This window comes from Gibbsiella greigii, assembly GCF_039540155.1.
Taxonomy (GTDB): domain Bacteria; phylum Pseudomonadota; class Gammaproteobacteria; order Enterobacterales; family Enterobacteriaceae; genus Gibbsiella; species Gibbsiella quercinecans.
Genome location: NZ_BAABEM010000022.1, coordinates 140,448 through 164,241 on the forward strand (window position 1 = coordinate 140,448; position 23,794 = coordinate 164,241).

Genomic DNA, 23,794 nt, shown 5'->3' on the forward strand with positions numbered 1-23,794 from the left:
CGAGAAATGCGGTCTGCGGCGCAGATGCCAGTGATGTGCTCGACTCTCTCCATTATCACCGTTATGATTTGGCCCGATACGCTACAGGGATGGTATTGGTCAACATAGTGAACTCGTCAACACCTTCCTTTACTCGTGGCGCAATTATTGCGGTGGGTTAAGGCCTTCATTCTGCCATCCGGCTTTAACCCTTGTTGCCATCGTTTGATTAAGGGATAACGCCATTGTGATCGTTAAACTCCGTTCGTCCTCTCGTTTGTTTCCCGCGCTGGTTGTTTTACTCGCCGGCTTCTTTTCCCAGCAGGTATTGGCGCATGCGCATCTGAAAGCTGCCACTCCGGCTGCCGATGCCACTGTCAGCGCAGCGCCAGGCGAGCTGGAACTGCAGTTTTCTGAAGGGATTGAGCCCAGCTTCAGCGGCATTAACATTACCCGTGCCGATAATGCCGCGGTAAAAACCGGCAAATTGAAACTGGGTGAGAGTAAAACCCAGGTGAGCGTGCCGATTGAAGAGCCGCTCACCGCCGGCAAATATCTCGTTTCCTGGCACGTTGTCTCGGTTGATGGCCATAAAACCAAAGGCCAATACAGTTTTACTGTAAAATAACCGATGAGTTTGGCGGCTCTGTTCGTACTGTGTCGCTTTGTGCACTTTGCGGCGGTGATGCTGATGTTGGGCGCCAGTATATTCACCGCCATATTAGCGCCGCAGCGCTTTTCGCAACGGCTTACCCCTGATGTGCGCCCGTTGCTGGTGGCTTCTGTCTGGGGTGGGGCGCTTTCCGCCGCCTGTATGTTGGCTATCCAGGCGGGCCAGATGGGCGATGGCTGGGCGGATGTCTGGCAACCGAGCGTTTGGCTGGCGGTGCTCTCGACCTCTTTCGGCAGGGTTTGGTGCTGGCACCTGGGGCTGGCGGCGTTATCCCTCTTGGCGCTGTTGCTGCCGCCTGTCCGCGGCGCGCAGATCGGTGCGTTGCTTGCCGTTCTGCTGCTGGTGAGCCTGGCATTTATCGGCCATGCGGTGATGCATGATGGCGTGCTGGGTGCGGCACACCGTATTAACCATGCGCTGCACTTGCTGGCCGCGGGCTACTGGTTCGGCTGTTTGCCGCCGCTGCTGTTGTGCCTGCGTTATCTGCATCAGCCGCTTTGGCGTTATGACGCCATCCATGCGCTGATCCGTTTTTCCCGTTGGGGCCATTTGGCCGTGGCGTTGGTGATCCTCACCGGTATCGTCAACGGGCTGTTGATAACCGGGCAATGGCCGCTGAACCCGGATTCAACCTACCAGCGCCTGCTGCTATTTAAGGCTGCAGCCGTGGCGGTGATGGTTGCGATTGCCGCAGGCAACCGCTATGCCCTGGTGCCGTTAATGAAGCGCGCCCCCGCGCTGGCACTGCGTGGGTTGGTATGGGGTTGCTGGGCGGAAGTGGCATTGGGGGCAGTGGCGTTAATGCTGGTCAGTGTGTTTGCCACCTATTCACCACGGTGACATTACGCCTTGCCCGCTACCGTGGATTACGGGAAAATCAACGGAATAGTAAATCAAATTAGGGCCATAAAATGAAACGAGCATTACTCGGTTTCGCGTTGCTGGCAGCGACCACCGCCGCGTTGGCGGCCGGTGGGTTAGTCAATGTGACCAAGCTGGAATACGGCAAACAGTGGGCATTTAACCGGGAAGAGGTGACGCTGCAGTGCCGGAAAGATGGCGCGCTGTTTGTGCTGAACAACAGCACGCTGATGCAATATCCGCTAAATGATATCGCCCAGGCCCAGGTAAAAGCAGGGCAGCAACGTGCCCAGCCGCTGGATGTGATCCTGCTCGATGATGCCAACAACCCTGGCCACAAGATGAGTACAGAACCGTTCCGTGAGCGTGCCCAGCAGCTGTGCGCCCACTAATTTTTTCAGAAAGAAAGGGTTATGGCTGGGAGCCGCCGTTGCCGGTGAAAACCAGGTGTTTGATTTCTACGGTAAACTATCACGCACCGTGCGCTACGCTGGCAAAAATAGCGGCTTGGGCTACGCTTAAAGTGCATGGCTGAATAAGCCCTGCATTAAATGCCAACTTTTAGCGCACGGCTCTCTCCCAAGAGCCATTTCCCTAGACCGAATATAGGAATCGTATTCGGTCTTTTTTTGTTATTTAAAATCAATGCATTACACATGGGGTTTCTAATTTACCCTGCCTCTTGTTGCATCCTTTTTTGATCTGTGTTGCTACTCTTGACGGGAGTAATTTCCAACGGATTCAATATTAACGTCTCTTCTAAATAATCTGGTATAAAGTACGCCATAGCCTAGGTTACGCTTCTGTTGTATTTGTCGAATAGGCTAATCCGGAATAGCGGTAGCAGTGCCATATGGGATGCTATCATGTCCCCAAACCGGTAAAGTTTATTGTGGAGCCCAATACAATTCCCGAAAGCACCAGCCAGGTGGCGTACAGAGTACAGTCCGGCAAAGATTACATTCGGTAGGGGATAGCGCACCATAAGGTAAGTCAGGCATTGAAGTTTCTGCCCTTTGATGAAATAATTTTTGTTACTTAACTATCAAGGAATCGCATTCGGTATCTTTTGCTGATTTAAAAAGATAAAAACTCGCCTAATAGATAAACGTCTTCATTTTATAAGCGCAAGCTCTTGTTGATAGTCAATATAATCTATCCTAAGGCTTCCCCGGTATTTATGCCTGGCGATGAAATAGGGATAAGCGGAATCTCTATGATGGTAAAGGGTAATTTTCCAGCCTTTAAGGAACAAATTATTTTCGATAATGCCGCATTGTGCCTGAATTAAGATGTCGCGAATCGAATCCCATGGCAATGCTGGCCGCCTCTCGCTGTAGAGCAGGGTGTATCTGGCGACGTATCGTATAATCTGTTTACGCATGTTGTCTATGGTCCCTAAAGGGAAAATGAGTCTGTTGCCTGAAGTTGGCGGTAAACAATGGGGCTGTAACGCGCTGAATACTGGGTCAGGCTGGTCAGACACCAAGTTGTGGAAATGATAATCATTATCAAAAATGATTTCAACCCTAAATTTTATCCGCCGGCGCTAACGCGTGGCTCTTTTGGCATCTGTCGCGTGTTGGGTATTGCACCAGGTTTCCAACCTGATAATACCTGCTCGCTCTTATCTGAATTTACTGCGCAACATTATTATATCCATACAAAAATAGTGTTTTTCTTATTATTATAAATACATAAAATTAGTTTCTTTCATAGTTTCGTTAATTATCATAAGCTCGCGACATATGAGCGCCGTTAATCGTTAACGAACAGAAGGAAGTATGAAATGTTTAGAAAAACCGCTGCTGAATTCTTCGGCACTTTCTGGCTGGTGTTTGGTGGTTGTGGGAGCGCGGTGTTAGCCGCAGCCTTCCCACAACTGGGGATTGGGTTTGCCGGGGTTGCGCTTGCGTTTGGTCTGACAGTTCTGACAATGGCATTTGCCGTGGGGCATATCTCTGGCGGCCATTTCAACCCAGCAGTGACTCTGGGGTTATGGGCCGGTGGGCGGATATCTTTCAAGGATGTTATCCCTTACATCATTGCGCAGGTGATTGGTGGTATTGCTGCCGGTGGCGTTCTGTATCTGATTGCCAGCGGTAAATCTGGCTTTGATGTAACAGCCAGTGGCTTTGCATCAAATGGCTTTGGCGAGCACTCTCCCGGTGGATACTCCCTGCAGTCTGCCGTTATCATCGAGCTGGTTCTGACGGCATTTTTCCTGATCGTGATCCATGGCGCGACAGATAAACGTGCTCCGGCGGGGTTCGCGCCAATTGCCATTGGGCTGGCGTTGACCCTTATTCACTTGATTAGCATTCCGGTCACTAACACATCGGTAAACCCGGCCCGAAGCACCGCCGTGGCGGTTTATCAGGGAACATGGGCCTTACAGCAACTCTGGGTATTCTGGCTGGTGCCGCTAGTTGGGGGCGTTGTCGGTGGGCTGATTTATCGCTTTCTTTTACAGCGTAAAGACTAAATCTTGCTCACATTAAACCTATGATTCACCCCGCCAGCTGAACTGACCCCATAATGTTGGGCTGTTTATAGCAGGCGGGGTTTTTATTGGCCGCTACCATTTGAGGGTGTAGCGGCGCTGGCTAGTGGATCGTTATCACGAAAAAATCCCGCTGGGCAGAGCTCAGCGGGAAAACCGGGTAGGGCATCAATGGAATGACAGATAATTGGATCTCGTTATCTGCAAGCACTGTACACCTTGTAATATAAATGGCAGTTAAACCATGCTGGAATTAATCCATGTGCTGTTAATGCGCTAATTGAGCGAGTTTTTCATCCAGCGCTTGTATTAGCGTGGTTACAGACAGATCGCGAATCGCCGGGCACGCGGTAACAATTTGTGTGGCATGCGAATAATTTGGCGCCCATATTTTATAGCCGACTAATCCGCTGTCTTTCAGGCGGCGGGTATTGTAAACCGCCAGCAGCGGCCTATTAAAAGCACATGCGATATGCACAACCGACGTGTCGGGGCTTATCACCAGATCGGCGTTCCGCACGATCTCAATGGCGGTATTAATGGTACTGTTAGCCACATATTCCGCTGTGGGAATTTGCAAGGATTGCAGTTTGTCGCTATGCCCAATTAAAAGGATGCGGCATTCCTGATGGTGTTGGCGTATATGCGCGATCAGGCATTGCACCTGTTCGCGGGAAAAGTCTTTGTCTTCTGCGCCGGTGAACGGATTGATGGCGATAAGCCGGCGATCCGCCGGCAGCGTTAATGGCGCGACAAGGGCCGCCGCTGCAGGATCACGCCCCAAATGATAGTGGAAGGGCGCAGGCGGCAAATTGAATAACGCCAACACTTGCCGGTGCCGTTCTGTAATATGTTGCTCGCTATTGCGCCAGTTTAACTTCGGGGAATAAATCGTCGAATTTGGCTTGTTAAAGCCAATGACATGGCGCGGCGCAAGCAGAAATAGCAGGCGTAGCCGTTCGTAGTCCACAACGTCATCGAAATCGATCACAACGTCAAAATGCTGTGCCCGCAGTGAACGCAATGACATCCGTTTTTCGTATAGATACGTTTGCTGAACCGCATCACAGAATGCCAGCATAGATTTGCAGACATTGCCTGTCAGCACAAAGACGTGATAGCCGTTGTCGGCCAGTTGTTTCGCTGTACCGGTGGTGACCACCATATCGCCGATTTTATCGTCCAGGCGCAGCAGCAGAACCCGTTTAACCTTATCGGGCTCCCAGCGGGGTGGGCGGTAAGTGATATTAAGCCAGGTATTGAGCGTGTGCAGTTTAAGGCGGCGCAAAACGGTGTTTTTAGCGCGGTTGAAACGTTTTAAAAACTGCATGGTTAGAGCGGCTCCAGTCCGCAAACAAATAGCAGCGATGTGACCATTAAGCAAAAAACACAGAGCTTCCTGCTCCGTACCAACCCGGCCGGGATATCCGTTAACGCCATGCTAACGGCAAGAAGGTCAGCCGCTCGGCCCTAACCCCCCAGCTGCTTACCGCAGCGCATGTTAACTTACTTTTTCGGGGTTAGAAAGCTACCCTTTATAGGGCTGGGCGTAAGGGCCATACACCCTGATTAATGGATGCCAAAAATAACCGGAGCACGTTATGAAACGCATTGCGATTGTGGGGACAGGCCCAACAGGGATTTATACGTTCTTTTCGCTCTTAAAAAGTGAATCGCCCCTGGCGATAACCCTCTTCGAGCAGGCAGAACAGGCGGGTGTGGGGATGCCGTATAGCGATGAGGATAATAGCCGGCTGATGCTGGCGAATATCGCCAGCATCGAGATCCCGCCGATTACCGCCACCTATCTGGCATGGCTGCGTCTGCAAGATGAAAAGCAGCTGGCGCGTTTCGGCGTTGATAAATCAAGCCTGCATCAGCGCCAGTTTCTGCCGCGGATTTTGCTTGGGCAATATTTCAGAGATCAATTCCTGATGCTGTTGAAACAGGCGTCGGCGCGCGGTTTTGCCGTCACCTTACATGAGGCGTGTAAAGTGACGGATATTGAAGCTTTGCCCACTGGGGTGAAGCTGTGCGCTGGTAGTGCGCCTGTCGCCGATTTGTTTGATCTGGTGGTGATTGCCACCGGGCATGTCTGGCCAGAAAAGGAAGCCTCGACGCGCAGCTATTTTCCCAGCCCTTGGTCGGGGCTGGTGGAAACGGCGATTCCCGCCTGCCGCATTGGCATCATGGGGACATCGCTCAGTGCGATTGATGCAGCTATGGCCGTGGTTGCACAACATGGGCAATTTGTTGAAAACGCCGAGGGCAAACTGTGTTTCGGCCTTGCCCCTGAAAGCCAGGCGTTGAGTATCACGCTGATGTCACGCTCGGGGATACTGCCGGAAGCCGATTTTTACTGCCCGATACCTCATCAGCCCCTGCACATAGCAACCGAGCAGGCGATTAAACAAGAAATCGCTGCCGGGCCAGAGGGGCTGCTGGATCGCGTGTTTATGCTTATGGTTGAAGAAATTCAGCTTGCCGATCCCGCCTGGAGTGAACGGGTATCGCTCGCGGCGCTGGATGCCGACAGCTTCGCCGATGCCTATTTCAGCGATCGTGCGCGCTATGATCCGTTTCGCTGGGCTGAATACAACCTGGCCGAAGTTGAGCGCAACAAGCGCGGCAAGCGCACCGTGCCCTGGCGTTATGCGATCCTGCGGCTGCATGAAGCCGTACAGGCCATCGTGCCGCACCTTGGGGAACAGGATCACCAACGCTTCACGGCCGGGCTGGCCAAGGTTTTCATTGATAACTATGCGGCAATCCCGCCGGAATCGATACGCCGGCTGTTGGCGCTGCGCGAAGCTGGGGTGATTAGCCTGCTGGAGCTTGGGTATGATTATCAACAGGAGGTACGGGCCAAAGACACGCTGATCCGCGCCGATGGTGCGGAGTACCTTTTCGATTTATTCATTGATGCTCGCGGCCAGCGGCCGCTCAACACCAAAGAATTGCCGTTTCCGGGGTTAAGGCGGCAACTGATGGCATCCGGCGAGGCTATTCCCGCCGTCGGCGACGATTACACCTTGCTGGCGCCGGCAATCGCGCGCGGGCGTATTGCTTTTGGCGCATTGCCATATCTGATGCATGACCGGCCTTTTGTGCAGGGCATTACCGCAAGCGCGGAAATCGGTTCGGCAATTGCACGTGCAGCCCTATCACGTTGGCGGCGCTGAATTTGTCAGCGGGCCATGGTTTTGCCTGTCGCCATGTAAAACGTTATTCGATGGCGCTATACTGTATGAAAAGCCAGTATAGGAGAAATCATTGGCCAGACATCAAAGCGCGCCGCGGTTGGCATTTGAAGCTGCGGCAATTTATCAATATCCGGAGCACCTGCGCCAATGGTTGGCAGAGTTGCCCCCGTTGCCAGGGGTTTATCTGTTCCATGGCGAAAGTGAAACCATGCCGCTTTATATTGGTAAAAGCGTGAATATCCGTAGCCGGGTGCTTTCACATTTGCGCACCCCTGATGAAGCGGCGATGCTACGCCAGGCCCGGCGGATCACGTTCGTCAGAACAGCCGGTGAAATCGGGGCCTTGCTGCTAGAGGCGCAGATGATCAAAAAGCAGCAGCCGCTGTTTAATAAGCGCCTGCGCCGCAACAAACAGCTTTGTGCCTTGCAGCTGAATGCCGATAAGCCTGAAGTGGTGTATGCCAAAGAGGTGGATTTCGCCCGCAAAGCGGGGTTGTTCGGGCTTTTTGCCAACCGGCGGGCGGCACTGCAGGCGTTGCAGTCCATCGCCGATCGGCATCAACTCTGTTATGGGCTCCTGGGGCTTGAGCCGTTGAGCCGGGGGCGCCCCTGTTTTCGTTCGGCGCTGAAGCGTTGCGCCGGCGCCTGCTGTGGCAAGGAGAGCCTGGCCGCGCATCACCAGCGGCTGCTTGCTGCGCTTGAGGAAAGCCGCGTGGTGTGTTGGCCGTGGCAGGGCCCGATCGCTTTGCGCGAGCAGGGGCCGGATAGGGTGCAGTACCACATTATTCACCACTGGCTCTGGCTCGGCGCCGTAGACGATCTGGATGATGCGCCGGCGTTGATGGTCGCTGCGCCGGGTTTTGACAGCGACGGCTATAAAATCCTCTGTAAACCCGTGATGAGTGGGCAGTATGAGATTATAGATCTTTACGAACAGGCATGACGCCCTAGAGTCTTTATTTGGGAGTAATTCCTATTCGCATCTATCTGATTGGGCATTAGCCGACTCGTTAGCTAAAAATGGTGAGGATGATGCAGTGGGCTCTGCTGAGGAACGTAACAGGTTAGAGTTCAAAAACGTGCCGTCTATTCATACTGAAACTAGCAAGAAAGCTTTTAATCCGCGAACAGGGGAATATGAGATTTATGAGTATAAAAAAATCATTAAATTATAGGTATCTGGCTAAAACAAAGGCGAAGAGATAAACATGGGCAGCCCTGGGGCATTTTACCGGTACTGATGGTTTTCTTTGGTCTTGTGTATCTATACACAAAATCATTCAAGTTGCAGTTATGTTGGCTTTTGCTATTTTTTACATATAAAAACCCGCAGCAGCGGGTTTTTATCACTATGGCTTAACTGCTCAGGCTATTGCCGTCATCGCTATTGTAAGCCTTTGCGAATTATCTGGCATTAAATCGCACAGACATTGCCGGCAGAAGGGCCTTTTGCGCCATTCTCGATGGAGAATTCCACTTTTTGTCCTTCATCCAGAGTTTTGAAGTCATTACTTTGGATAGCGGAGAAATGTACGAATACATCTTTGCTGCCATCTTCTGGAGAAATAAAACCAAAACCTTTACCAGCGTCAAACCATTTTACTAAACCAGTCATTTTATTAGACATAAATACTTCCTCTTTAATTTTTAGCCACTTAAGGTGGCAGACATGGCCTGTATTCAGAGAATTACTTATTGGGCACTTAGGAGAAGGCTCATGAAGAAGGGCATCTATGGATAAACTCTTGAACTGAGAACTGCTTTACTAAAACTGCTTTCATAAGGTCTGCGTTCCAAACCGATGATGCATCATATCCTTGTCCTGCTTTATTAAGCAAGTGTTAATTTTTCTTATCTGCTTTTTAAATGCGTTACCGGTGTTCATAGGCTCTGTGGCATTTGGTTTTTCATGTGGTTTAGATTTTTATCGAACGCGAAACGTATATTTCTCAGCCTGATCAATTCTTGTGAAATCGTTTTTATCCGAGCGTTGTCATCATGGCTGCATCCTAGGGCATAAGGCGCAGGAGAGCCGAGGTGCCATTGTGCCCCGGTCTGCGGTAACAAAGGAGCTGAACGGTCTGGAAAAGGTGCCTGATCATGAGCTTGCGCCGTTTGCAAATGTGCTTGAAGAGCGAACAGGAAAGGGTAGAATGTTACGCATTTCCAATGCGGAGACTACCCTGTTTCTGGTTGTATTAAACATCCTTGTGGTGCTTAGCGTGCATCTGACAATCCGCTTTGGAAGCTGTGTTTCATGAGTATGAACGTTAAGGGGGCATATGAACAACCCGCTTTTCATCGGTATTTTAGTGGTGCTCTGGATTTTGGACGTCTATCTTAAAAACCCGCTATAGTCCTTCCGGGGTCACCCCGGCGGGGCGCCGTTGGGTCACCGGCTTAAAGCGCCCTAGCTCGGAACCAAAGTAAAAGCTGCAACGGCAAAATCACTGCGTCATGTTTCTTCGCTCTATCCCCGCTTGCTGGCTTGTTTAAAATATTACTCCGGCGTGTTTGGTATATATTCCCCCCTGTTGATAGTCGCATGATATTTTTATTTATATTAAATAGTGTATTTATTTAACCGCCCATTCCCGATTGGGCTATCTTCTGCGCGCATCATGTGCGATTGCCGCAGGCGTTTGCGTATTATCCTCAAGCGTTATGAACCGGTTCAACCAGGGGCGGTGCGGAACCCGCGTGTTTTATTGGGTTGAACGATGGGGCTTTGGCCGATATGATCGCTATATCCGCCATTAGCTCAACGTGGCAAGAGCATTGCTTCGTGACAGGAAGTAAGAGCCGGGGTTCGAGACCTCGATGGCGGACCAAATACGGCCGCAGGGCACATGTGAGGATGCCCCTGCGCGAAGAGCTCATGCGCCCCGGCTGCCGCCGGGGTTTCGCATTTCTGGGGCCGGCGTGCTGCTACTTTTTCTGTGATTTTTTGGCTTCGTGCTTTTCCATATTGGCCTTTGCTTCTTCTTTGGCCTTTTCCGCCAAACGTGCGATTTCCTCTTCGCTGATGAGCTCACCGGCATTGTGAACCTTGGCAAAACCTTCATTGATCTTGGTGTCTTGCGGTTTTTTGTCGTCCATTATCTGTAACCTATCTTGGTAGTTTCAGGTCAGGGTAGTTAATCATAAAACGCCCGGTAAAAGTTTGATTAAGGCTGCGGCACAGCTTATTCCTGCGCAAGAAGGTACTGCGGCAAACGCCCGGCGCGGTTTTTAGCCGCCAATTCACACTAAGTTTCTTTACCGATCAATATGCTAGCGTGCTTTGGCATAGCGGCCTCTCCCATTGCTAAAAATTTACCCTTATACTGTATAAAAAAACAGTAAGGTGAGCATGTGAGATTATTTTACCCAACATCAAACCCCGGCAAACTCGAACTTCCGTTGTTCTCTGACAAAGTGCCGGCAGGCTTCCCCAGCCCAGCGGCGGATTATGTCGGTGCGCGGATCGATCTGAACGAGTACTGCATTAGTCACCCCAACGCGACCTACTTTTTATACGCCACGGGGGATTCGATGCTCGAAGCGGGAATTACCGAAGGCTCTATGCTGGTGGTCGATCGCAGCATCAGCGCGGGGCACGGCGATATCGTGATTGCGAGCGTTGCCGGGGAGTTCACCGTAAAACGGCTGTGTCTGCATCCACGCCGCCAGTTGGAGCCGATGAACCCCAAATACCAGCCGATAGCCCTGCGTGAAGGCCATGACGAGGTTGAGATCTTCGGCGTTGTTGTCTCTGTGATCACCAGGCTCAAATAAATGTACGCATTGGCTGATGTGAGCAATTTCTATGCGAGCTGTGAAATGCTGTGGCGCCCCGATTTGCGTGGTCGGCCGGTGGTCGTGCTGTCGAATAACGATGGTTGCGTTGTCGCCCGAAGTTCAGAGGCCAAAGCTTGCGGCGTAAAAATGGCAGTGCCTTATTTCCAGATTAAGCAACACTTTGAACGTGCCGGCGGTATCGCATTCAGCAGCAACTATGAGCTCTATGCGGATATGTCTACGCGCGTCATGGCCATCCTGGAAGAGGTGGCGCCACACATCGAAATCTACAGCATTGATGAAAGCTTTCTCGATCTGACCGGCGTGCGCAACTGTACCGATCTGGCAACGTTCGGGCACCAGGTCAGAAGCCGGGTGAAAAAAGAAACCGGGTTAACGATCGGTATCGGGATTGCGCAAACCAAAACGCTGGCCAAGCTGGCTAACTTTGCCGCCAAGCGGTGGCAGAAGACCAATGGCGTGGTTGATCTCTCTAACCCGGCGCGGCAACGGAGGCTAATGGCGATAGTACCAGCGGCGGAAGTGTGGGGCATCGGCCGGCGGTTGGCGAAAAAACTCAGCGTGATGGGGATTGAAACCGCGCTGCAATTGGCCGATGCCAGTACAGCGATGATCCGCAAGCATTTCAGCGTGGTGCTTGAGCGCACGGTGCGTGAACTGCGTGGCCAGCCGTGCCTGGCGCTGGAGGAGTTTGCGCCGACCAAACAGCAGATCGTCTGTAGCCGTAGCTTTGGCGAGCCGATAACGCTGTATGATCATATGCACCAGGCCATTTGCCTGCATGCCAGCCGGGCGGCGGAAAAATTACGGGTGGAGCACCAGTATTGCCGCCATGTGAGCGCGTGGATCAAAACCAGCCCCTTTGCGAATCATCACGCCTATTACGGCAATGCGGCCAGCATACCACTCCACACCCCCACACAGGATACCCGCGACATTATCACCGCGGCCATGCGCTGCCTGGATAAGATCTGGCAACCTGGGCACCGTTACCAAAAATGCGGGGTGATACTGCAAGACTTTTTCAGCCAGGGCGTGGCCCAGTTGGCATTGTTCGATGAATACCCGCCGCGGCCCAACAGTGGGCCATTGATGAGCGTGTTGGATCAGATCAATCAGTCAGGCGGGGCGAAGGTGTGGTTTGCTGGGCAGGGCGCGCAGCAGGTGTGGGCGATGAAGCGTGAACTACTCTCGCCGGCTTACACGACACGGCTGGCCGATCTGCCGCGTGCGCGGGTGTATTAACCTGGCGCGGGGGAATAGGGCGCAACCATATACTTGGTTTCTTATATAATTCTCCTTGAAAATACTTACCAATATTAACTAATAAGTTAATTTACAGCTGTTACATTAAAAGTGGCAAGCCAGCGAAAATAGGCATAGGTAACGGCGTCACACGATTTCACTCTGCATATAGGTAGGGAAATGCGGGGGGAGAGGTGCGTGTAGTAAGTAAATCGGCAAAGGCAGAAAAAAATCCCGCCGATCTGTTGTGATACGGCGGGTTGCCAATTTGGCCAACACCAGGGAAAATATAAGTGAATCTAATTAATTTATACCCGCAAACGGGGTCCAATAGTTTGCTATACATCAATAAATCTTAATTTTTATCATGAAAACGTGGGAGGGTTAGCACATAAATTGTGTATTGATGACGATAACCATGAGAATAACAATCAGTTATTGCGCTGCACAGGGCGTGAAAAATCTATTCCATAACGCACCATCATCCAGTAATTCTTAATGCTTTGCCTACGTGGTTTCTATGATAAATAAAATCGAACAAGATCGGCCGGTTGTGTAAATAAACAGCATTTGGTTGCCATTGTTGATTACTTAATAAGCACAAATACCGAATTAGTATTAAATTTCGCACGTTTTGACTGGTCGTCTCTACCCCTGCGGGCTATCCTCGTTCTAGTTTTGTATTTGTACGAATTATTAAGCAATATTTATATTGATGAGGAGGTTCTATGCGTTTTGATAATAAAGTCGTCGTGATTACCGGTGCGGGTAACGGCATGGGGGAAGCGGCCGCACGCCGTTTCTCCGCTGAAGGCGCTATTGTCGTACTGGCTGACTGGGCGAAAGACGCCGTCGATGCCGTTGCGGCATCGTTGCCAAAAGGCAAAGCGCATGCGGTACATGTTGATGTTTCCGATCCTGTGGCCGTTGAAAAAATGATGAATGACGTTGCAGAGAAACTCGGCCGTATTGACGTGTTGCTGAACAATGCCGGTGTTCACGTTGCCGGTAGCGTGCTGGAAACCAGCGTTGCCGACTGGCGCCGCATCGCCGGTGTGGATATCGACGGCGTAGTGTTCTGCTCCAAATTCGCGCTGCCGCACCTGCTGAAAACCAAAGGCAGTATCGTGAATACCGCATCGGTTTCCGGCCTGGGTGGTGACTGGGGTGCGGCCTATTACTGTGCGGCGAAAGGCGCAGTGGTTAACCTGACCCGCGCCATGGCGCTGGATCACGGTGCAGACGGCGTGCGCGTGAACTCTGTGTGCCCAAGCCTGGTGAAAACTAACATGACCAACGGTTGGCCGCAGGAGATCCGCGACAAATTCAACGAACGTATCCCGTTGGGCCGTGCGGCAGAACCTGAAGAAATCGCCGCGGTTATGGCATTCCTGGCCAGCGATGATGCCAGCTTTATCAACGGCGCCAACGTGCCGGTGGATGGCGGGGCAACGGCATCTGATGGTCAGCCAAAAATCGTTTAACACTGTGGTATAAGGTAATGCATCATTGCCTGCGTAACACATGGCGTTAAGCCAATAGGGCACAGCGAGCTGTGCCCTTTTTTATCCCTGCCGCCGGCCAACCGTAGACAATCTATGATCTCTGTTTGCTGCAACGGTGCCCCCACAGCCTACCGCGTCTCTCGGTGCAGCCATTAGCGCCGTGCCTTTTCTTTTCTCGTGCCGCACCGTAAAGTGAAAAAACGGATAAAAATAATCGATTGGAAGGCCTGAACATGTTTTCTTTTTCGGCCCGGCATAAAGCCACGTTGCTGGGCCTGTTGGCAATTGTGTTATGGAGCAGCATCACCGGCCTAATCCGCCTCGTCAGTGAGGGCTTGGGGCCGATCGGCGGCGCGGCGATGATCTACAGCGTCAGTACGCTGTTTTTATTGGCGGTGATGGGCTGGCCCAAACTGCGCCAGTTTCCCAGGGTGTATCTGATAGCGGGCAGTGTGCTGTTCGTGGCCTATGAAATCTGCCTGTCGCTGGCGCTCGGCTATGCCAACAGCCGCACTCAGGCAATAGAACTGAGTATGATCAACTACCTATGGCCTTGCTTCACGGTGCTGATGGCAATTGCGTTTAACGGGCAACGTGCCACCTGGTGGGTAGTCCCGGGCATGCTGCTGTCGCTGGCGGGCATTGGCTGGATCATGAACGGCGGGAACGCAGGGTCATTGGCGCAGTTGCTGCATAACGTGCGCAGTAATCCGCTCAGCTATGGCCTGGCGTTTAGCGGCGCGCTGCTTTGGGCCGCCTATTGCAACGTTACCCGGAAAAGCGCTCAGGGCCATAACGGCGTGGTGCTGTTTATGTTGCTGACGGCGGCGTCGTTGTGGGTGAAATATGCCTTCAGCAACGAAACGGGGATGCAATTTTCCCCCGCCGTCACGGCAGCGCTGCTGTGTGTGGGCGTGGCGATGGGGGCGGGTTATGCCGCCTGGAACGTTGGGATCCTGCGTGGCAACATGGCGTTGCTGGCGACCGCCTCTTATTTTACCCCAGTGCTTTCATCGGTGCTTGCCGCCATCGTGCTCAGCACTGTGCTCAGCATCAATTTCTGGCAGGGAGTTGCGATGGTAACCTTAGGATCGTTGGTGTGCTGGTGGGCGACTCGCCGGTAAGTAAATCAAGCACCAAGGGCGATTTCCCGCTAAGCTGTAAGTAGCCATTATATATGGAGATGTTGCTCATGAGAGACGATATTCAATTTACTCTACAGCCCAGCAGTGATGCGCAGTCTTATGGCCGTGGCGACACGGTTCGCCTGACCACAGCGAATTTGCGGCACGAATACCAGCTTGACGTCAGTATCTTATTCCGTGAAGGCAATGTCTTTCACGGTTCGGTCATCGCCGCGGCGCCCCGGTTGGATATCCCCTTGAAGGCGTGGGAAATTAACCCAGGAGAAGAGGTGGTGTTCCGTAAAGAGAACATCGCCAAAGCGTTGCCGGGCGCGCGTTAGCGTTTATACCAGGCTATCGCCGATGCTGAGTTTACCGCTAACCCATCAGCAATACTGATGGGCTTCCCCCAGCGTCGGCTTGTTTAATTTCGGCCTGGCGCCAGTTCACATCAAAACCGCACTGCCGGCCGGCAACTGCGGTTTTTTTATCCCTACCGCCACCAGGTCAATAACCCCAAGTTGCCAGTAAATATGGCATATATCTTGCTTTGAAAATTCTTATCATGATTAAAATCACAAAAATTATGATTTTTCATGAAACAAAAATTGACAAATGTGAAGGCAATCGATTACCTATTCGCGAAATGCGTAACTGGATCACAGACTGTTGCACTTTGTGGTTCTTATAATGCGCGCGTGATTCGGTGGCATCGTGAGCCGAACGCGATACCGGGTGTCGTTGGTAGGTTTGTCATCTTTCTAACGGGCAGGAAATGGCCCTTTAAGCATGTGGTAATAAAATGAAAAAAATAGCTCTCGCAGCAGGTGTGCTGCTCGCGTCGTCGTACAGCGCATCATCAATGGCTGATAGCAAAGACAGTGAATATGTTTCGGATTGGTGGCACCAGAGTGTCAACGTAGTGGGGAGCTACCATACCCGCTTCGGGCCGCAATTGAACAATGACGTTTACCTGGAATACGAAGCGTTTGCCAAACATGAATGGCTGGATTTTTACGGCTATGTCGACGTGCCGAAATTCTTCGGCATTGGCAACACGCCAGATCGGGGCATTTGGGATAAAGGCTCACCGATGTTCATGGAGATCGAACCGCGTTTTTCCATTGATAAGCTGACCGGGGCCGATCTCAGCTTCGGGCCATTCAAAGAATGGTACATCGCCAACAACTATATCTACGATATGGGGCGTAATAAGGCTTCCCGCCAAAGCACCTGGTATATGGGGTTGGGCACCGATATCGATACCGGCTTACCGATGAGCCTGTCACTGAACGTGTATGCCAAATATCAATGGCAGAACTACGGCGCGGCCAATGAAAACAGCTGGGACGGTTACCGCGTTAAAGTGAAATACTTTGTGCCGATCACTGAACTGTGGGGCGGCAACCTGAGTTACATCGGCTTTACCAACTTCGATTTTGGTTCCGATCTGGGTAAGGACAGCAACTGGGTGGACGGCACCGGCAAACAGGTTCGCACCAACGATTCCATCGCCTCCAGCCATATTCTGTCGTTGAACTATGCGCATTGGCATTATTCCGTGGTGGCGCGTTACTTCCATCACGGCGGCCAGTGGCAGGATGGGGCGGATATCGGTTTGCAACAAAGCCCGATCAAATCCACCGGCTGGGGTTACTACCTGGTGGCTGGCTATAACTTCTAACGCGTCAGCCAAGCTGAAACGGTAAAAAATGCCCCTTTATTCGGCTGGATAAAGGGGCATTGCCGTTATGGAGCCACGGGGCTGCATGCTTAGCGGTGATGGCCGTGGTGTGGCGCCGGGTGGCTATGCCCGTGGTCGAACCGGTTGGGTGCATGGCTTCCGTGGTGGTGAAGGGGCGCACAGCCCGTTAAAAAGAGCATAACCGTCACTATGACTGATTTATAAATCATATTTTTCATAACGCTATTACCGTAGAATCGTGGAGTTTTCAACGGCAGGTATCATCCTCTATTTCATTCATCGTTTCTCGTATTTCCCACTCATTGTTGAGATATCGTTTATTTTAGCGGCAGGTTGTTCTGTGGGGCATTTAAACACGCCCGTCAAACTGATGCGCTATTATTAAACGCCCCCGTTTATAACCGGCCTGGGTAAATAAACCACAGTGTTTCCTGGGGGCGTTAAAATATGATGGCTACTGTTGGTTTAACACCGGGCGGCCGGGTTCTGTTGCTTTGCACCTACTTCCACGGCCTTAGGGGCGCCGAGACGACGGCAAGGGGGAGGTGACCAACACGAAAAAATATCCCGCCGATAACGGCGGGAACTCACAGAAATATTATCTTGGATGATAAGGAAGATAAGTTTGAGATGCGAAAAAAACGTGGTAACTCTTTTTAGTTACCGGTGCCAAAAGTACTGGATTAGCTATTTCACTGCAAGAACTATCTGAGTTTAAATCCCCTCTGCCGGGATTTACTTTGGCGGGCTGTAAATATTGTTAATGCTTTGCGCTGGTTGCTTTGGCCTTGTTACCACGCTGCGCATAATACGCTGCCATTATCCGGTGCGCTGGAAATTTTCTGTAAATACACCCTACGTTGGCGGTGTATCGGCCTGGTTATTTGGCCCATCCCTGGGCCGCGCCCGGCGGCATGTTAGTGGTACTGCTGTTCACCCCAGACCAGTAAGGTTTCAATCAATGGCTTGAGCAGGCCCTGCAACTGCGCGGCGCGCGGCGCGTCATAGGCGAAGGGGTACTGTTCGTGCATATAGTTCACCTGCGCCAGCTCTAACTGCACGGCATGCTGGTTTTCGGCGGGTTGGCCATAGGCGCGGGTAATGTAGCCGCCTTTAAAACGCCCGTTCAGCACATGGGTGTATTGCTGTTGCTGCTGGCAGCAGGCCAGCAGCCGATCGCTGAGCGTGCCGGCACAGCTCGCGCCGCTGTTGGTGCCCAGGTTGAGATCCGGCAACGTGCCGTCAAACAGGCGGGGAATGACGGAGGCGATTGAATGCGCGTCGAAAAGCAGCGCGTAGCCGTATTTAGCCTTCAACCGTGCCAGCTCGTCCTGTAGCTGCTGGTGGTAGGGCCGCCAGATGTATTGCAGATAGCCGGCGCGTTCTTCGGCTGACGGCGCTTGCCCGGCGGCGAAGCTTGGCCGCCCGTCGAACAGCACGTCGGGATACAGGCCGGTGGTGGCGGTGGTGTAGAGCGGTTTGTCGTCGGCGGGGCGGTTAAGATCGATAACAAAACGCGAATAGTTGCCAACCAGGATGCTGGCGCCCATGGCGGTGGCAAAATCATATAACCGCGGAATATGCCAGTCGGTATCCGGCAGCGGGCGGGCGTCATCGGTCAGGGCGGCGTCCACCGCCGGGGTGAGCCGGGTGCCGGCGTGCGGTATGCTGATCAGCAACGGCAGACTACCGGCCTGGAAATCAAAAGGATCATGGATGCTCATTGCGTACTTCTCCTCGGAAAATCACCGTACAGGGCAGTTGCCCGCCCAGCCAATAGGCCAGTTCAGCCGGCGTTGATAACGGCCAATGAATAAAATCCGCCACCTTGCCGGTTTCCAGCGAACCGTGGTTTTGCTGCAGCCCCAACGCTTTGGCTGCGTGCAGCGTAACCCCCGCCAGCGCTTCTTCCGGCGTCAGGTGGAACAGCGTGCAGGCCATGTTGATCATAAGGCGCAGAGACAACGCTGGCGAAGTGCCGGGGTTGGCATCGCTGGCGATCGCCATCGTCACCCCGTGCTGGCGGAACAGTTCGACCGGCGGGCGTTGCGTTTCACGCAGCAGATAGTAGGCACCCGGCAGCAGCACGGCCACGGTACCGGCAGCGGCCATGGCGGCGGCGTCCTGGGCCGTGGCGTACTCCAAGTGATCGGCGGAAAGCGCATGGTGCTTGGCGGCCAGCGTGCTACCGCCGAGCGATGAAAGCTGTTCGGCGTGCAGTTTTACCGGCAAACCGGCCTGTTCGGCGGCGGCAAAGACCGCTTCCACCTGCGCCGGGGAAAATGCCAAATGTTCACAGAAAGCATCCACGGCGTCGGCCAAACCAGCCTCGGCCGCCTGCGGGATAATGGTGTTGCAGACCAGATTGATATAATCGTCGGGCCGGCCGGCATATTCCGGCGGCAGGGCGTGTGCGGCCAGGCAGGTGGTTTTGACTTCAACCGGCAGAAGTTCGCCCAGTTTCCGTGCCACGCGCAGCATTTTCAGCTCGCTTTCCGGCGTCAGGCCATAGCCTGATTTAATCTCCACGCAGGTGACGCCTTCGGCCAGCAACGGCCGCAGGCGAAACAGCGCCTGCTCCAGCAGCGTTTCTTCGCTCGTAGTGCGGGTGGCCTGCACCGTGGCGGCAATGCCGCCGCCCTGTGCGGCGATCTCGGCATAGCTCACGCCGTTGAGCCGTTGCTCATACTCGCTGCTGCGGTTACCGCCAAACACCAGATGGGTATGGCAGTCAATAAAGCCCGGCGTAATGATGCCGCCGTTGAAGGCCACCGAATTATCCGCAGTGAACGCCGGCAATGCCGCATGCTCCCCTAGCCAGACGATCTTCCCGTCGCGCACCGCTATCGCGCCATTTTTGATGGTGTGATAGCGGCCGTCGCGCAGGGTAACAATATCGGCCCCGTACCACAGGCTGTCGCAGTGAGTCTCAGCGGTCATGTGCTTTCCTACTCCCATATTGTTGTATATACAATTAAACACAAGCTAGCGCATTGCCGGCAAGGCGGCAACCATAACGAGTGAAATTTATGCAATAACCAGGGTAGGGGGAGCCGGGAGTGAAAGCTCACCCCCGTGAGGATTACCGTTCGTTGGTGAAACGGCCGAACAACTGGTAACGGCTGCCTGGGTACAGCAGCCTGGCCGATGTGACCACCGTTTTCCCCGACCAGGTGCGACGGTGGATCAGCAGGCAAGGCTCATGCTCTGCCAACTGCAGCAGTTCGCGCTCATGCCGGGTGGGCACCACGGCTTCGACGATATGCTCGCCGGCGGTGAGCGGCGCGGCCTGCATCAGGTAGGTATAGGGCGTAACGCGATCAAAATCCTGGATCATGTAATCCGGCGCGGCCACCGGGTTGACGCAGCGGTTTTCCACCTGCACCGGCATGTCGTTTTCGTAATGCACAATCTGGGAATAAAACACCTGTTGCCCAGGCTGAATATCCAGTGCTGTGGCTTCTTCTTCACTGGCGGGGCGGGCGATGAACTCGACGATGTGGCTGCGGTGGCGATGGCCTCGGGCGGCGATTTCGTCGGCAATGTTATGCACTTCCAGCAGCGCCGTGTGCGCCTTGGCTTCGGCGACAAAGGTGCCGACGCCCTGCATACGGATCAGGAACCCCTCGCTGGTCAGTTCCCGCAGCGCCCGGTTGATGGTCATGCGGCTAACGCCAAGCTCCGCCACCAGTTCGCTTTCCGAGGGAACACGTTGATGCGGTTGCCAATGGCCCGTACGAATTTGGTTCACGATGGCCTGCTTCACCCGTTGGTAAATCGGGGCAGGGGTATCGCTCATTGCAGCAGCCAGTTGTAGCAGGGTTTGTTGATCCACCACGGGCGTTAACCTCATCAAATAAAAAAAGCATAACACCAGTTTACTGTTGATGCTGGTGTATGTATATGTATATACAACTAAGGGCGGTTTTGTCAGCACTTATTTTGGGCCGGCCGCCACATTTTAACGTTGGGGAACCGCTATGCCTGCCTATTTTGCTCCGCGCGCTTTGCTTGCCGATGGCTGGGCGCATGATGTCCGTCTGAACGTCGACGATGTCGGCTACCTGAGCCACGTGGAAGTGGGCGCCGCGCCGGAAGGGTGTACCCGCCTGGCGGGCGATGTAGTACCGGGAATGGTCAATCTGCACTCCCACGCGTTCCAGCGTGCGATGGCCGGGTTGGCGGAAGTGGCGGGCAACCCGCAGGACAGCTTCTGGACCTGGCGTGATTTGATGTACCGCCTGGTGCAGCGCCTGGAGCCGGAGCAAATTGCGGCCATCGCCGGCCAACTGTATATCGAAATGCTAAAGGGCGGCTATACCCAGGTGGCCGAATTCCATTACCTGCACCATAGCCCGGGCGGCAAGCCCTACGCCGATGCCGGGGAAATGACCGGTCAACTAAGCCAGGCGGCGGCGCAGGCGGGGATAGGCCTGACGATGTTGCCGGTATTATACAGCTACGCCGGTTTCGGCGCCCAGCCGGCCCAGCCAGGGCAACTGCGGTTTATCCAGGATACCGACAGCTACCTGGCTCAGCAACGCACCATCGCCCGCCAGTTAGCCGGGCAACCCCTGCAGAATCAGGGGTTGTGTTTCCACTCGCTGCGCGCGGTGACGCTGCAGCAAATGCAACAGGTGCTGGCCGCGTGCGATAGCGCCTTGCCGGTGCATATCCACGTTGCCGAGCAGCAAAAAGAGGTGAATGACTGCCTGGCATGGTGCGGCCAACGCCCGGTGGCCTGGCTGTATGACCATCTACCGGTGGACGAACGTTGGTGCCTGGTGCACGCCACGCATCTCGATCGCGATGAACTGGTGCGCCTGGCGCAAAGCAGGGCCGTCGCCGGGCTGTGCCCCACCACTGAGGCCAACCTGGGGGACGGCATTTTCCCCGGCGACAGCTATCTGCACCACGGCGGCCACTGGGGCATCGGTTCCGACAGCCATGTCTCACTCAGCGTGGTCGAAGAACTGCGCTGGTTCGAATACGGCCAGCGGCTGCGCGATCAGCGTCGCAACCGGCTGGTCACCGCCCGGCAGCCGGTGGTGGGCAACGTACTTTACCAGCAGGCGCTGCAGGGAGGCGCGCAGGCCAGCGGCGTGGCGATCGGTCAACTGGCGGTTGGCTACCGGGCCGACTGGTTGGTGCTCGACGGCAACGATCCTTATCTGGCCGCCGTCGCGGATGAAGCCATCCTTAACCGTTGGCTGTTTGCCGGTGGCCGCGAGCAGATCCGCGACGTATTTGTCGCGGGCAAGCAAGTGATTAGCCAGGGGCACCATGCGCGGGAACAACAAAGCGCCGCGGCTTTGCAGCAGGTACTGAAAACGCTGCGTCAGGAGGTGTGATGAGCCTGCAACGTTTTTCCTTTGCCACGCTGCCGGTCAGCCGCTGGCGCAACGGCGGCGGTGAAACCCGCGAGATCGTCAGCCAACCGGCGGGGGCGGATTTCAACTGGCGCGCCAGCATTGCCACGATCGCGCAAAGCGGCCCCTTTTCGCTGTTCCCCGGTATTGATCGCTCAATCACGCTGCTGGCGGGCGACGGCGTGCGCCTGTTCAGCGAAGGGCTGATCGATCACCCACTGGCCCAAGTCGGCGAGCCGTTTGCCTTCCCCGGCGACGTCGCGCTGCATGCCACCTTGCTTGGAGGCGCCAGCCAGGATTTCAATATCATGGTGCGGCGCGGCCACTGGGCGGCTAACGTCCAGCGTTTGGCCGGGCCGGTTCAACTTCCGGCCGGCCATGACGGGGTGCTGTATGTGCTCAGCGGCCGCTGGCAGTGGGCGCAGCAGCAAACGGCGGTACTGGCCGCCGGCGAAGGCGGCTGGTGGCGGCAGGCGGCGGCACCGGCCCAGCTTGTGCCGCAGGGAAGTGAACCGGCGCTTGCCCTGTGGGCCGATATTTACCCATGCTGAAGGTATCGGCTTCCAAAGCCTGCGCCGGCGACAGGCCGTTCTCCTACGCGGGGGCGATGCGCCTTCCTGCCGGCGTGCTTCATTGTGGTGCGCGCTTTGCACCATGGCGATCCGCTTCCGGCCGCTGATGGGCCATGGTTGGCCAGTAATTCCAGCATTTGAAGCCGTTTGCGTTTTTGGCGCACATCTTGCTTGCTGTATAGATGCACTTGTATAGACAAGAATATACAGATGCATTTTCCCGCCCGTCCGGGTGGGTTTATCGGCACAGCACAACAGGAGCGCAGTATGAGCAAGACTTTTTCCGTAAGAACGGCAGTCAGGAAATTTTCAGCGCTGGGAGCGGCTATCGGGTTTTCCGGGTTGTTGGCGACTGCGGCGCAGGCTGCCAATACGCCAGTGGCTATCGGCATCTCCGGCTGGACTGGGTTTGCCCCGTTGACGTTGGCGGATAAGGCCGGGATCTTCAAGAAAAACGGCGTGGATGTGGATCTGAAAATGATCCCGCAAAAAGATCGCCACCTGGCGATTGCATCCGGCGCCGTGCAGTGTGCGGCGACCACGGTGGAAACCTACGTCGCCTGGAACGCCAACGGCGTGCCGCTGACCCAAATCGTGCAGTTGGATAAGTCCTATGGCGCCGATGGCCTGGCGGTGCGCAACGGCATCAACAGCGTGGCGGACTTGAAAGGCAAAACCATCGGCGTGGATGCTCCGGGCACCTCGTCTTACTTTGCGCTGGCCTGGATCCTGGATAAAAACAACATGACGCTCAAAGACGTCAAGCTGGCCACGTTGTCGCCACAGGCGGCGGCCCAGGCGTTCAACGCCGGGCAGAACGATGCGGCGATGACCTATGAACCGTATCTGTCGACGGTGCGCCAGAACCCGGCGCAGGGCAAGATCCTGGTCACCACGCTCGATTATCCGATGGTGATGGATACCCTCGGTTGTACACCGGACTTCCTGAAAAAGAACCCGCAGGCGGCGAAAGCGCTCGTCAAAAGCTACTTCGACGCGTTGGATATGATCAAGGCCGAGCCGGATAAATCGTATGAAATCATGGGCGCCGCAGTGAAATCGAGCGGTAAGCAGTTCGCCGAATCGGCCAGCTATCTGCGTTGGCAGGATCGCGAACAGAACCGCAAGTTCTTTGCCGGCGAACTGGCTGATTTCAGTAAAGAAGCGGCGGCGCTGCTGCTGGAAATGCGGGTGATCCGCAAGGTGCCGGATATCAACACGCTGTATGACGCCAGCTACGTGCAATGATTATGG

Annotated in this window: 22 protein-coding genes and 1 tRNA gene; 16 read left to right on the top strand and 7 right to left on the bottom strand. The window is 54.2% G+C overall.

Annotation, left to right across the window (positions count from 1 at the left end; translation table 11 throughout):
- The first annotated feature begins 223 nt into the window (after nucleotides 1-223).
- From copC to AC559G_RS16580, 3 genes are all read left to right on the top strand, one after another.
- Entirely contained in the window at nucleotides 224-607 is a 384-nt protein-coding gene (copC, locus tag AC559G_RS16570; protein ID WP_498913651.1) for a copper homeostasis periplasmic binding protein CopC, read from the top strand.
- A gap of 3 nt (nucleotides 608-610) precedes the next feature.
- Entirely contained in the window at nucleotides 611-1,492 is an 882-nt protein-coding gene (gene copD, locus AC559G_RS16575) for a CopD family protein (protein WP_498913300.1), read from the top strand.
- A 71-nt stretch (nucleotides 1,493-1,563) separates the two neighbouring features.
- Nucleotides 1,564-1,905: a YebY family protein gene (locus tag AC559G_RS16580; RefSeq protein ID WP_498913301.1), complete on the top strand. Its 342-nt coding sequence runs from the start codon at nucleotides 1,564-1,566 to the stop codon at nucleotides 1,903-1,905.
- Nucleotides 1,906-2,627: 722 nt separating this feature from the next.
- Here AC559G_RS16580 and AC559G_RS16585 read toward each other — a convergent pair.
- Nucleotides 2,628-2,897: a hypothetical protein gene (locus AC559G_RS16585; protein ID WP_279025400.1), complete on the bottom strand. Its 270-nt coding sequence runs from the start codon at nucleotides 2,895-2,897 to the stop codon at nucleotides 2,628-2,630.
- 405 nt (nucleotides 2,898-3,302) lie between these two features.
- On the opposite strand from AC559G_RS16585, the gene aqpZ reads away from it, so the two are divergent.
- Nucleotides 3,303-3,998, top strand: coding sequence for an aquaporin Z (gene aqpZ, locus AC559G_RS16590; protein WP_095848475.1), 696 nt, complete (start codon nucleotides 3,303-3,305; stop codon nucleotides 3,996-3,998).
- 286 nt (nucleotides 3,999-4,284) lie between these two features.
- On the opposite strand, the gene AC559G_RS16595 is transcribed toward aqpZ, so the two are convergent.
- Complete coding sequence (locus tag AC559G_RS16595) at nucleotides 4,285-5,181, bottom strand: glycosyltransferase family 9 protein (protein ID WP_498913302.1); 897 nt, start codon at nucleotides 5,179-5,181, stop codon at nucleotides 4,285-4,287.
- A gap of 436 nt (nucleotides 5,182-5,617) precedes the next feature.
- Here AC559G_RS16595 and AC559G_RS16600 point away from each other — a divergent pair, with 436 nt between their 5' ends.
- Complete coding sequence (locus tag AC559G_RS16600; RefSeq protein WP_498913303.1) at nucleotides 5,618-7,198, top strand: Rossmann-fold NAD(P)-binding domain-containing protein; 1,581 nt, start codon at nucleotides 5,618-5,620, stop codon at nucleotides 7,196-7,198.
- Between the two features lie 91 nt (nucleotides 7,199-7,289).
- Nucleotides 7,290-8,162: a nucleotide excision repair endonuclease gene (gene cho, locus AC559G_RS16605; RefSeq protein ID WP_498913304.1), complete on the top strand. Its 873-nt coding sequence runs from the start codon at nucleotides 7,290-7,292 to the stop codon at nucleotides 8,160-8,162.
- A 471-nt stretch (nucleotides 8,163-8,633) separates the two neighbouring features.
- Here the strand turns inward: cho and cspE are convergent, their stop codons facing one another.
- The gene (gene cspE / locus AC559G_RS16610) at nucleotides 8,634-8,846 is read right to left on the bottom strand and encodes a transcription antiterminator/RNA stability regulator CspE (protein ID WP_121554847.1); all 213 of its coding nucleotides are present in this window, start codon (nucleotides 8,844-8,846) and stop codon (nucleotides 8,634-8,636) included.
- A 1,123-nt stretch (nucleotides 8,847-9,969) separates the two neighbouring features.
- Between cspE and AC559G_RS16615 the strand changes: the two genes are divergently transcribed.
- Nucleotides 9,970-10,050 (top strand) — tRNA-His (locus tag AC559G_RS16615).
- A gap of 97 nt (nucleotides 10,051-10,147) precedes the next feature.
- On the opposite strand, the gene AC559G_RS16620 is transcribed toward AC559G_RS16615, so the two are convergent.
- Nucleotides 10,148-10,318: a hypothetical protein gene (locus tag AC559G_RS16620; RefSeq protein WP_183096576.1), complete on the bottom strand. Its 171-nt coding sequence runs from the start codon at nucleotides 10,316-10,318 to the stop codon at nucleotides 10,148-10,150.
- A 255-nt stretch (nucleotides 10,319-10,573) separates the two neighbouring features.
- On the opposite strand from AC559G_RS16620, the gene umuD reads away from it, so the two are divergent.
- The 6 genes from umuD to AC559G_RS16650 all read left to right on the top strand — a co-directional run bounded on the left by umuD (nucleotide 10,574) and on the right by AC559G_RS16650 (nucleotide 16,578).
- Complete coding sequence (gene umuD / locus AC559G_RS16625; protein ID WP_121554846.1) at nucleotides 10,574-10,996, top strand: translesion error-prone DNA polymerase V autoproteolytic subunit; 423 nt, start codon at nucleotides 10,574-10,576, stop codon at nucleotides 10,994-10,996.
- Nucleotides 10,997-12,265, top strand: a complete 1,269-nt coding sequence (gene umuC, locus AC559G_RS16630) for a DNA polymerase Y subunit UmuC family protein (protein ID WP_498913305.1) — start codon at nucleotides 10,997-10,999, stop codon at nucleotides 12,263-12,265.
- 728 nt (nucleotides 12,266-12,993) lie between these two features.
- Nucleotides 12,994-13,749, top strand: coding sequence for a meso-2,3-butanediol dehydrogenase (budC, locus tag AC559G_RS16635; protein ID WP_438596430.1), 756 nt, complete (start codon nucleotides 12,994-12,996; stop codon nucleotides 13,747-13,749).
- Between the two features lie 254 nt (nucleotides 13,750-14,003).
- Entirely contained in the window at nucleotides 14,004-14,894 is an 891-nt protein-coding gene (gene yddG / locus AC559G_RS16640; RefSeq protein WP_498913306.1) for an aromatic amino acid DMT transporter YddG, read from the top strand.
- A 68-nt stretch (nucleotides 14,895-14,962) separates the two neighbouring features.
- On the top strand, nucleotides 14,963-15,235 hold the full coding sequence (locus tag AC559G_RS16645; RefSeq protein WP_279025384.1) for a hypothetical protein: 273 nt from the start codon (nucleotides 14,963-14,965) through the stop codon (nucleotides 15,233-15,235).
- Nucleotides 15,236-15,696: 461 nt separating this feature from the next.
- On the top strand, nucleotides 15,697-16,578 hold the full coding sequence (locus AC559G_RS16650) for a nucleoside-specific channel-forming protein Tsx (RefSeq protein WP_498913307.1): 882 nt from the start codon (nucleotides 15,697-15,699) through the stop codon (nucleotides 16,576-16,578).
- A 938-nt stretch (nucleotides 16,579-17,516) separates the two neighbouring features.
- On the opposite strand, the gene hutG is transcribed toward AC559G_RS16650, so the two are convergent.
- The 3 genes from hutG to hutC all read right to left on the bottom strand — a co-directional run bounded on the left by hutG (nucleotide 17,517) and on the right by hutC (nucleotide 20,398).
- On the bottom strand, nucleotides 17,517-18,323 hold the full coding sequence (gene hutG, locus AC559G_RS16655) for an N-formylglutamate amidohydrolase (RefSeq protein WP_498913308.1): 807 nt from the start codon (nucleotides 18,321-18,323) through the stop codon (nucleotides 17,517-17,519).
- Nucleotides 18,310-19,539 (bottom strand): imidazolonepropionase, encoded by a 1,230-nt coding sequence (gene hutI, locus AC559G_RS16660; protein WP_498913309.1) that lies wholly within the window; start codon nucleotides 19,537-19,539, stop codon nucleotides 18,310-18,312. Before hutI ends, hutG begins: the two co-directional genes overlap by 14 nt.
- Before the next feature lie 142 nt (nucleotides 19,540-19,681).
- Nucleotides 19,682-20,398, bottom strand: a complete 717-nt coding sequence (gene hutC, locus AC559G_RS16665; protein ID WP_498913653.1) for a histidine utilization transcriptional repressor HutC — start codon at nucleotides 20,396-20,398, stop codon at nucleotides 19,682-19,684.
- Between the two features lie 181 nt (nucleotides 20,399-20,579).
- Between hutC and AC559G_RS16670 the strand changes: the two genes are divergently transcribed.
- The 3 genes from AC559G_RS16670 to AC559G_RS16680 all read left to right on the top strand — a co-directional run bounded on the left by AC559G_RS16670 (nucleotide 20,580) and on the right by AC559G_RS16680 (nucleotide 23,788).
- Entirely contained in the window at nucleotides 20,580-21,950 is a 1,371-nt protein-coding gene (locus tag AC559G_RS16670) for a formimidoylglutamate deiminase (protein WP_498913310.1), read from the top strand.
- Nucleotides 21,950-22,519 carry a HutD/Ves family protein gene (locus AC559G_RS16675; RefSeq protein WP_498913311.1) on the top strand — a complete coding sequence of 190 codons (570 nt, stop codon included), beginning with the start codon at nucleotides 21,950-21,952 and terminating at the stop codon, nucleotides 22,517-22,519. Before AC559G_RS16670 ends, AC559G_RS16675 begins: the two co-directional genes overlap by 1 nt.
- A 288-nt stretch (nucleotides 22,520-22,807) precedes the next feature.
- Nucleotides 22,808-23,788, top strand: coding sequence for an ABC transporter substrate-binding protein (locus AC559G_RS16680; protein WP_498913312.1), 981 nt, complete (start codon nucleotides 22,808-22,810; stop codon nucleotides 23,786-23,788).
- The last annotated feature ends 6 nt before the right edge of the window (nucleotides 23,789-23,794 follow it).

What these genes read in the sequence shown, in the direction of transcription:
- copD (WP_498913300.1), top strand. Translation starts at nt 611, where the DNA reads ATGAGTTTGGCGGCTCTGTTCGTACTGTGTCGCTTTGTGCACTTTGCG.
- AC559G_RS16580 (WP_498913301.1), top strand. Translation starts at nt 1,564, where the DNA reads ATGAAACGAGCATTACTCGGTTTCGCGTTGCTGGCAGCGACCACCGCC.
- AC559G_RS16585 (WP_279025400.1), bottom strand. Translation starts at nt 2,897, where the DNA reads ATGCGTAAACAGATTATACGATACGTCGCCAGATACACCCTGCTCTAC.
- aqpZ (WP_095848475.1), top strand. Translation starts at nt 3,303, where the DNA reads ATGTTTAGAAAAACCGCTGCTGAATTCTTCGGCACTTTCTGGCTGGTG.
- AC559G_RS16595 (WP_498913302.1), bottom strand. Translation starts at nt 5,181, where the DNA reads ATGGTGGTCACCACCGGTACAGCGAAACAACTGGCCGACAACGGCTAT.
- AC559G_RS16600 (WP_498913303.1), top strand. Translation starts at nt 5,618, where the DNA reads ATGAAACGCATTGCGATTGTGGGGACAGGCCCAACAGGGATTTATACG.
- cspE (WP_121554847.1), bottom strand. Translation starts at nt 8,846, where the DNA reads ATGTCTAATAAAATGACTGGTTTAGTAAAATGGTTTGACGCTGGTAAA.
- AC559G_RS16620 (WP_183096576.1), bottom strand. Translation starts at nt 10,318, where the DNA reads ATGGACGACAAAAAACCGCAAGACACCAAGATCAATGAAGGTTTTGCC.
- umuC (WP_498913305.1), top strand. Translation starts at nt 10,997, where the DNA reads ATGTACGCATTGGCTGATGTGAGCAATTTCTATGCGAGCTGTGAAATG.
- budC (WP_438596430.1), top strand. Translation starts at nt 12,994, where the DNA reads ATGCGTTTTGATAATAAAGTCGTCGTGATTACCGGTGCGGGTAACGGC.
- yddG (WP_498913306.1), top strand. Translation starts at nt 14,004, where the DNA reads ATGTTTTCTTTTTCGGCCCGGCATAAAGCCACGTTGCTGGGCCTGTTG.
- AC559G_RS16645 (WP_279025384.1), top strand. Translation starts at nt 14,963, where the DNA reads ATGAGAGACGATATTCAATTTACTCTACAGCCCAGCAGTGATGCGCAG.
- AC559G_RS16650 (WP_498913307.1), top strand. Translation starts at nt 15,697, where the DNA reads ATGAAAAAAATAGCTCTCGCAGCAGGTGTGCTGCTCGCGTCGTCGTAC.
- hutG (WP_498913308.1), bottom strand. Translation starts at nt 18,323, where the DNA reads ATGAGCATCCATGATCCTTTTGATTTCCAGGCCGGTAGTCTGCCGTTG.
- hutI (WP_498913309.1), bottom strand. Translation starts at nt 19,539, where the DNA reads ATGACCGCTGAGACTCACTGCGACAGCCTGTGGTACGGGGCCGATATT.
- hutC (WP_498913653.1), bottom strand. Translation starts at nt 20,398, where the DNA reads ATGAGCGATACCCCTGCCCCGATTTACCAACGGGTGAAGCAGGCCATC.
- AC559G_RS16670 (WP_498913310.1), top strand. Translation starts at nt 20,580, where the DNA reads ATGCCTGCCTATTTTGCTCCGCGCGCTTTGCTTGCCGATGGCTGGGCG.
- AC559G_RS16675 (WP_498913311.1), top strand. Translation starts at nt 21,950, where the DNA reads ATGAGCCTGCAACGTTTTTCCTTTGCCACGCTGCCGGTCAGCCGCTGG.
- AC559G_RS16680 (WP_498913312.1), top strand. Translation starts at nt 22,808, where the DNA reads ATGAGCAAGACTTTTTCCGTAAGAACGGCAGTCAGGAAATTTTCAGCG.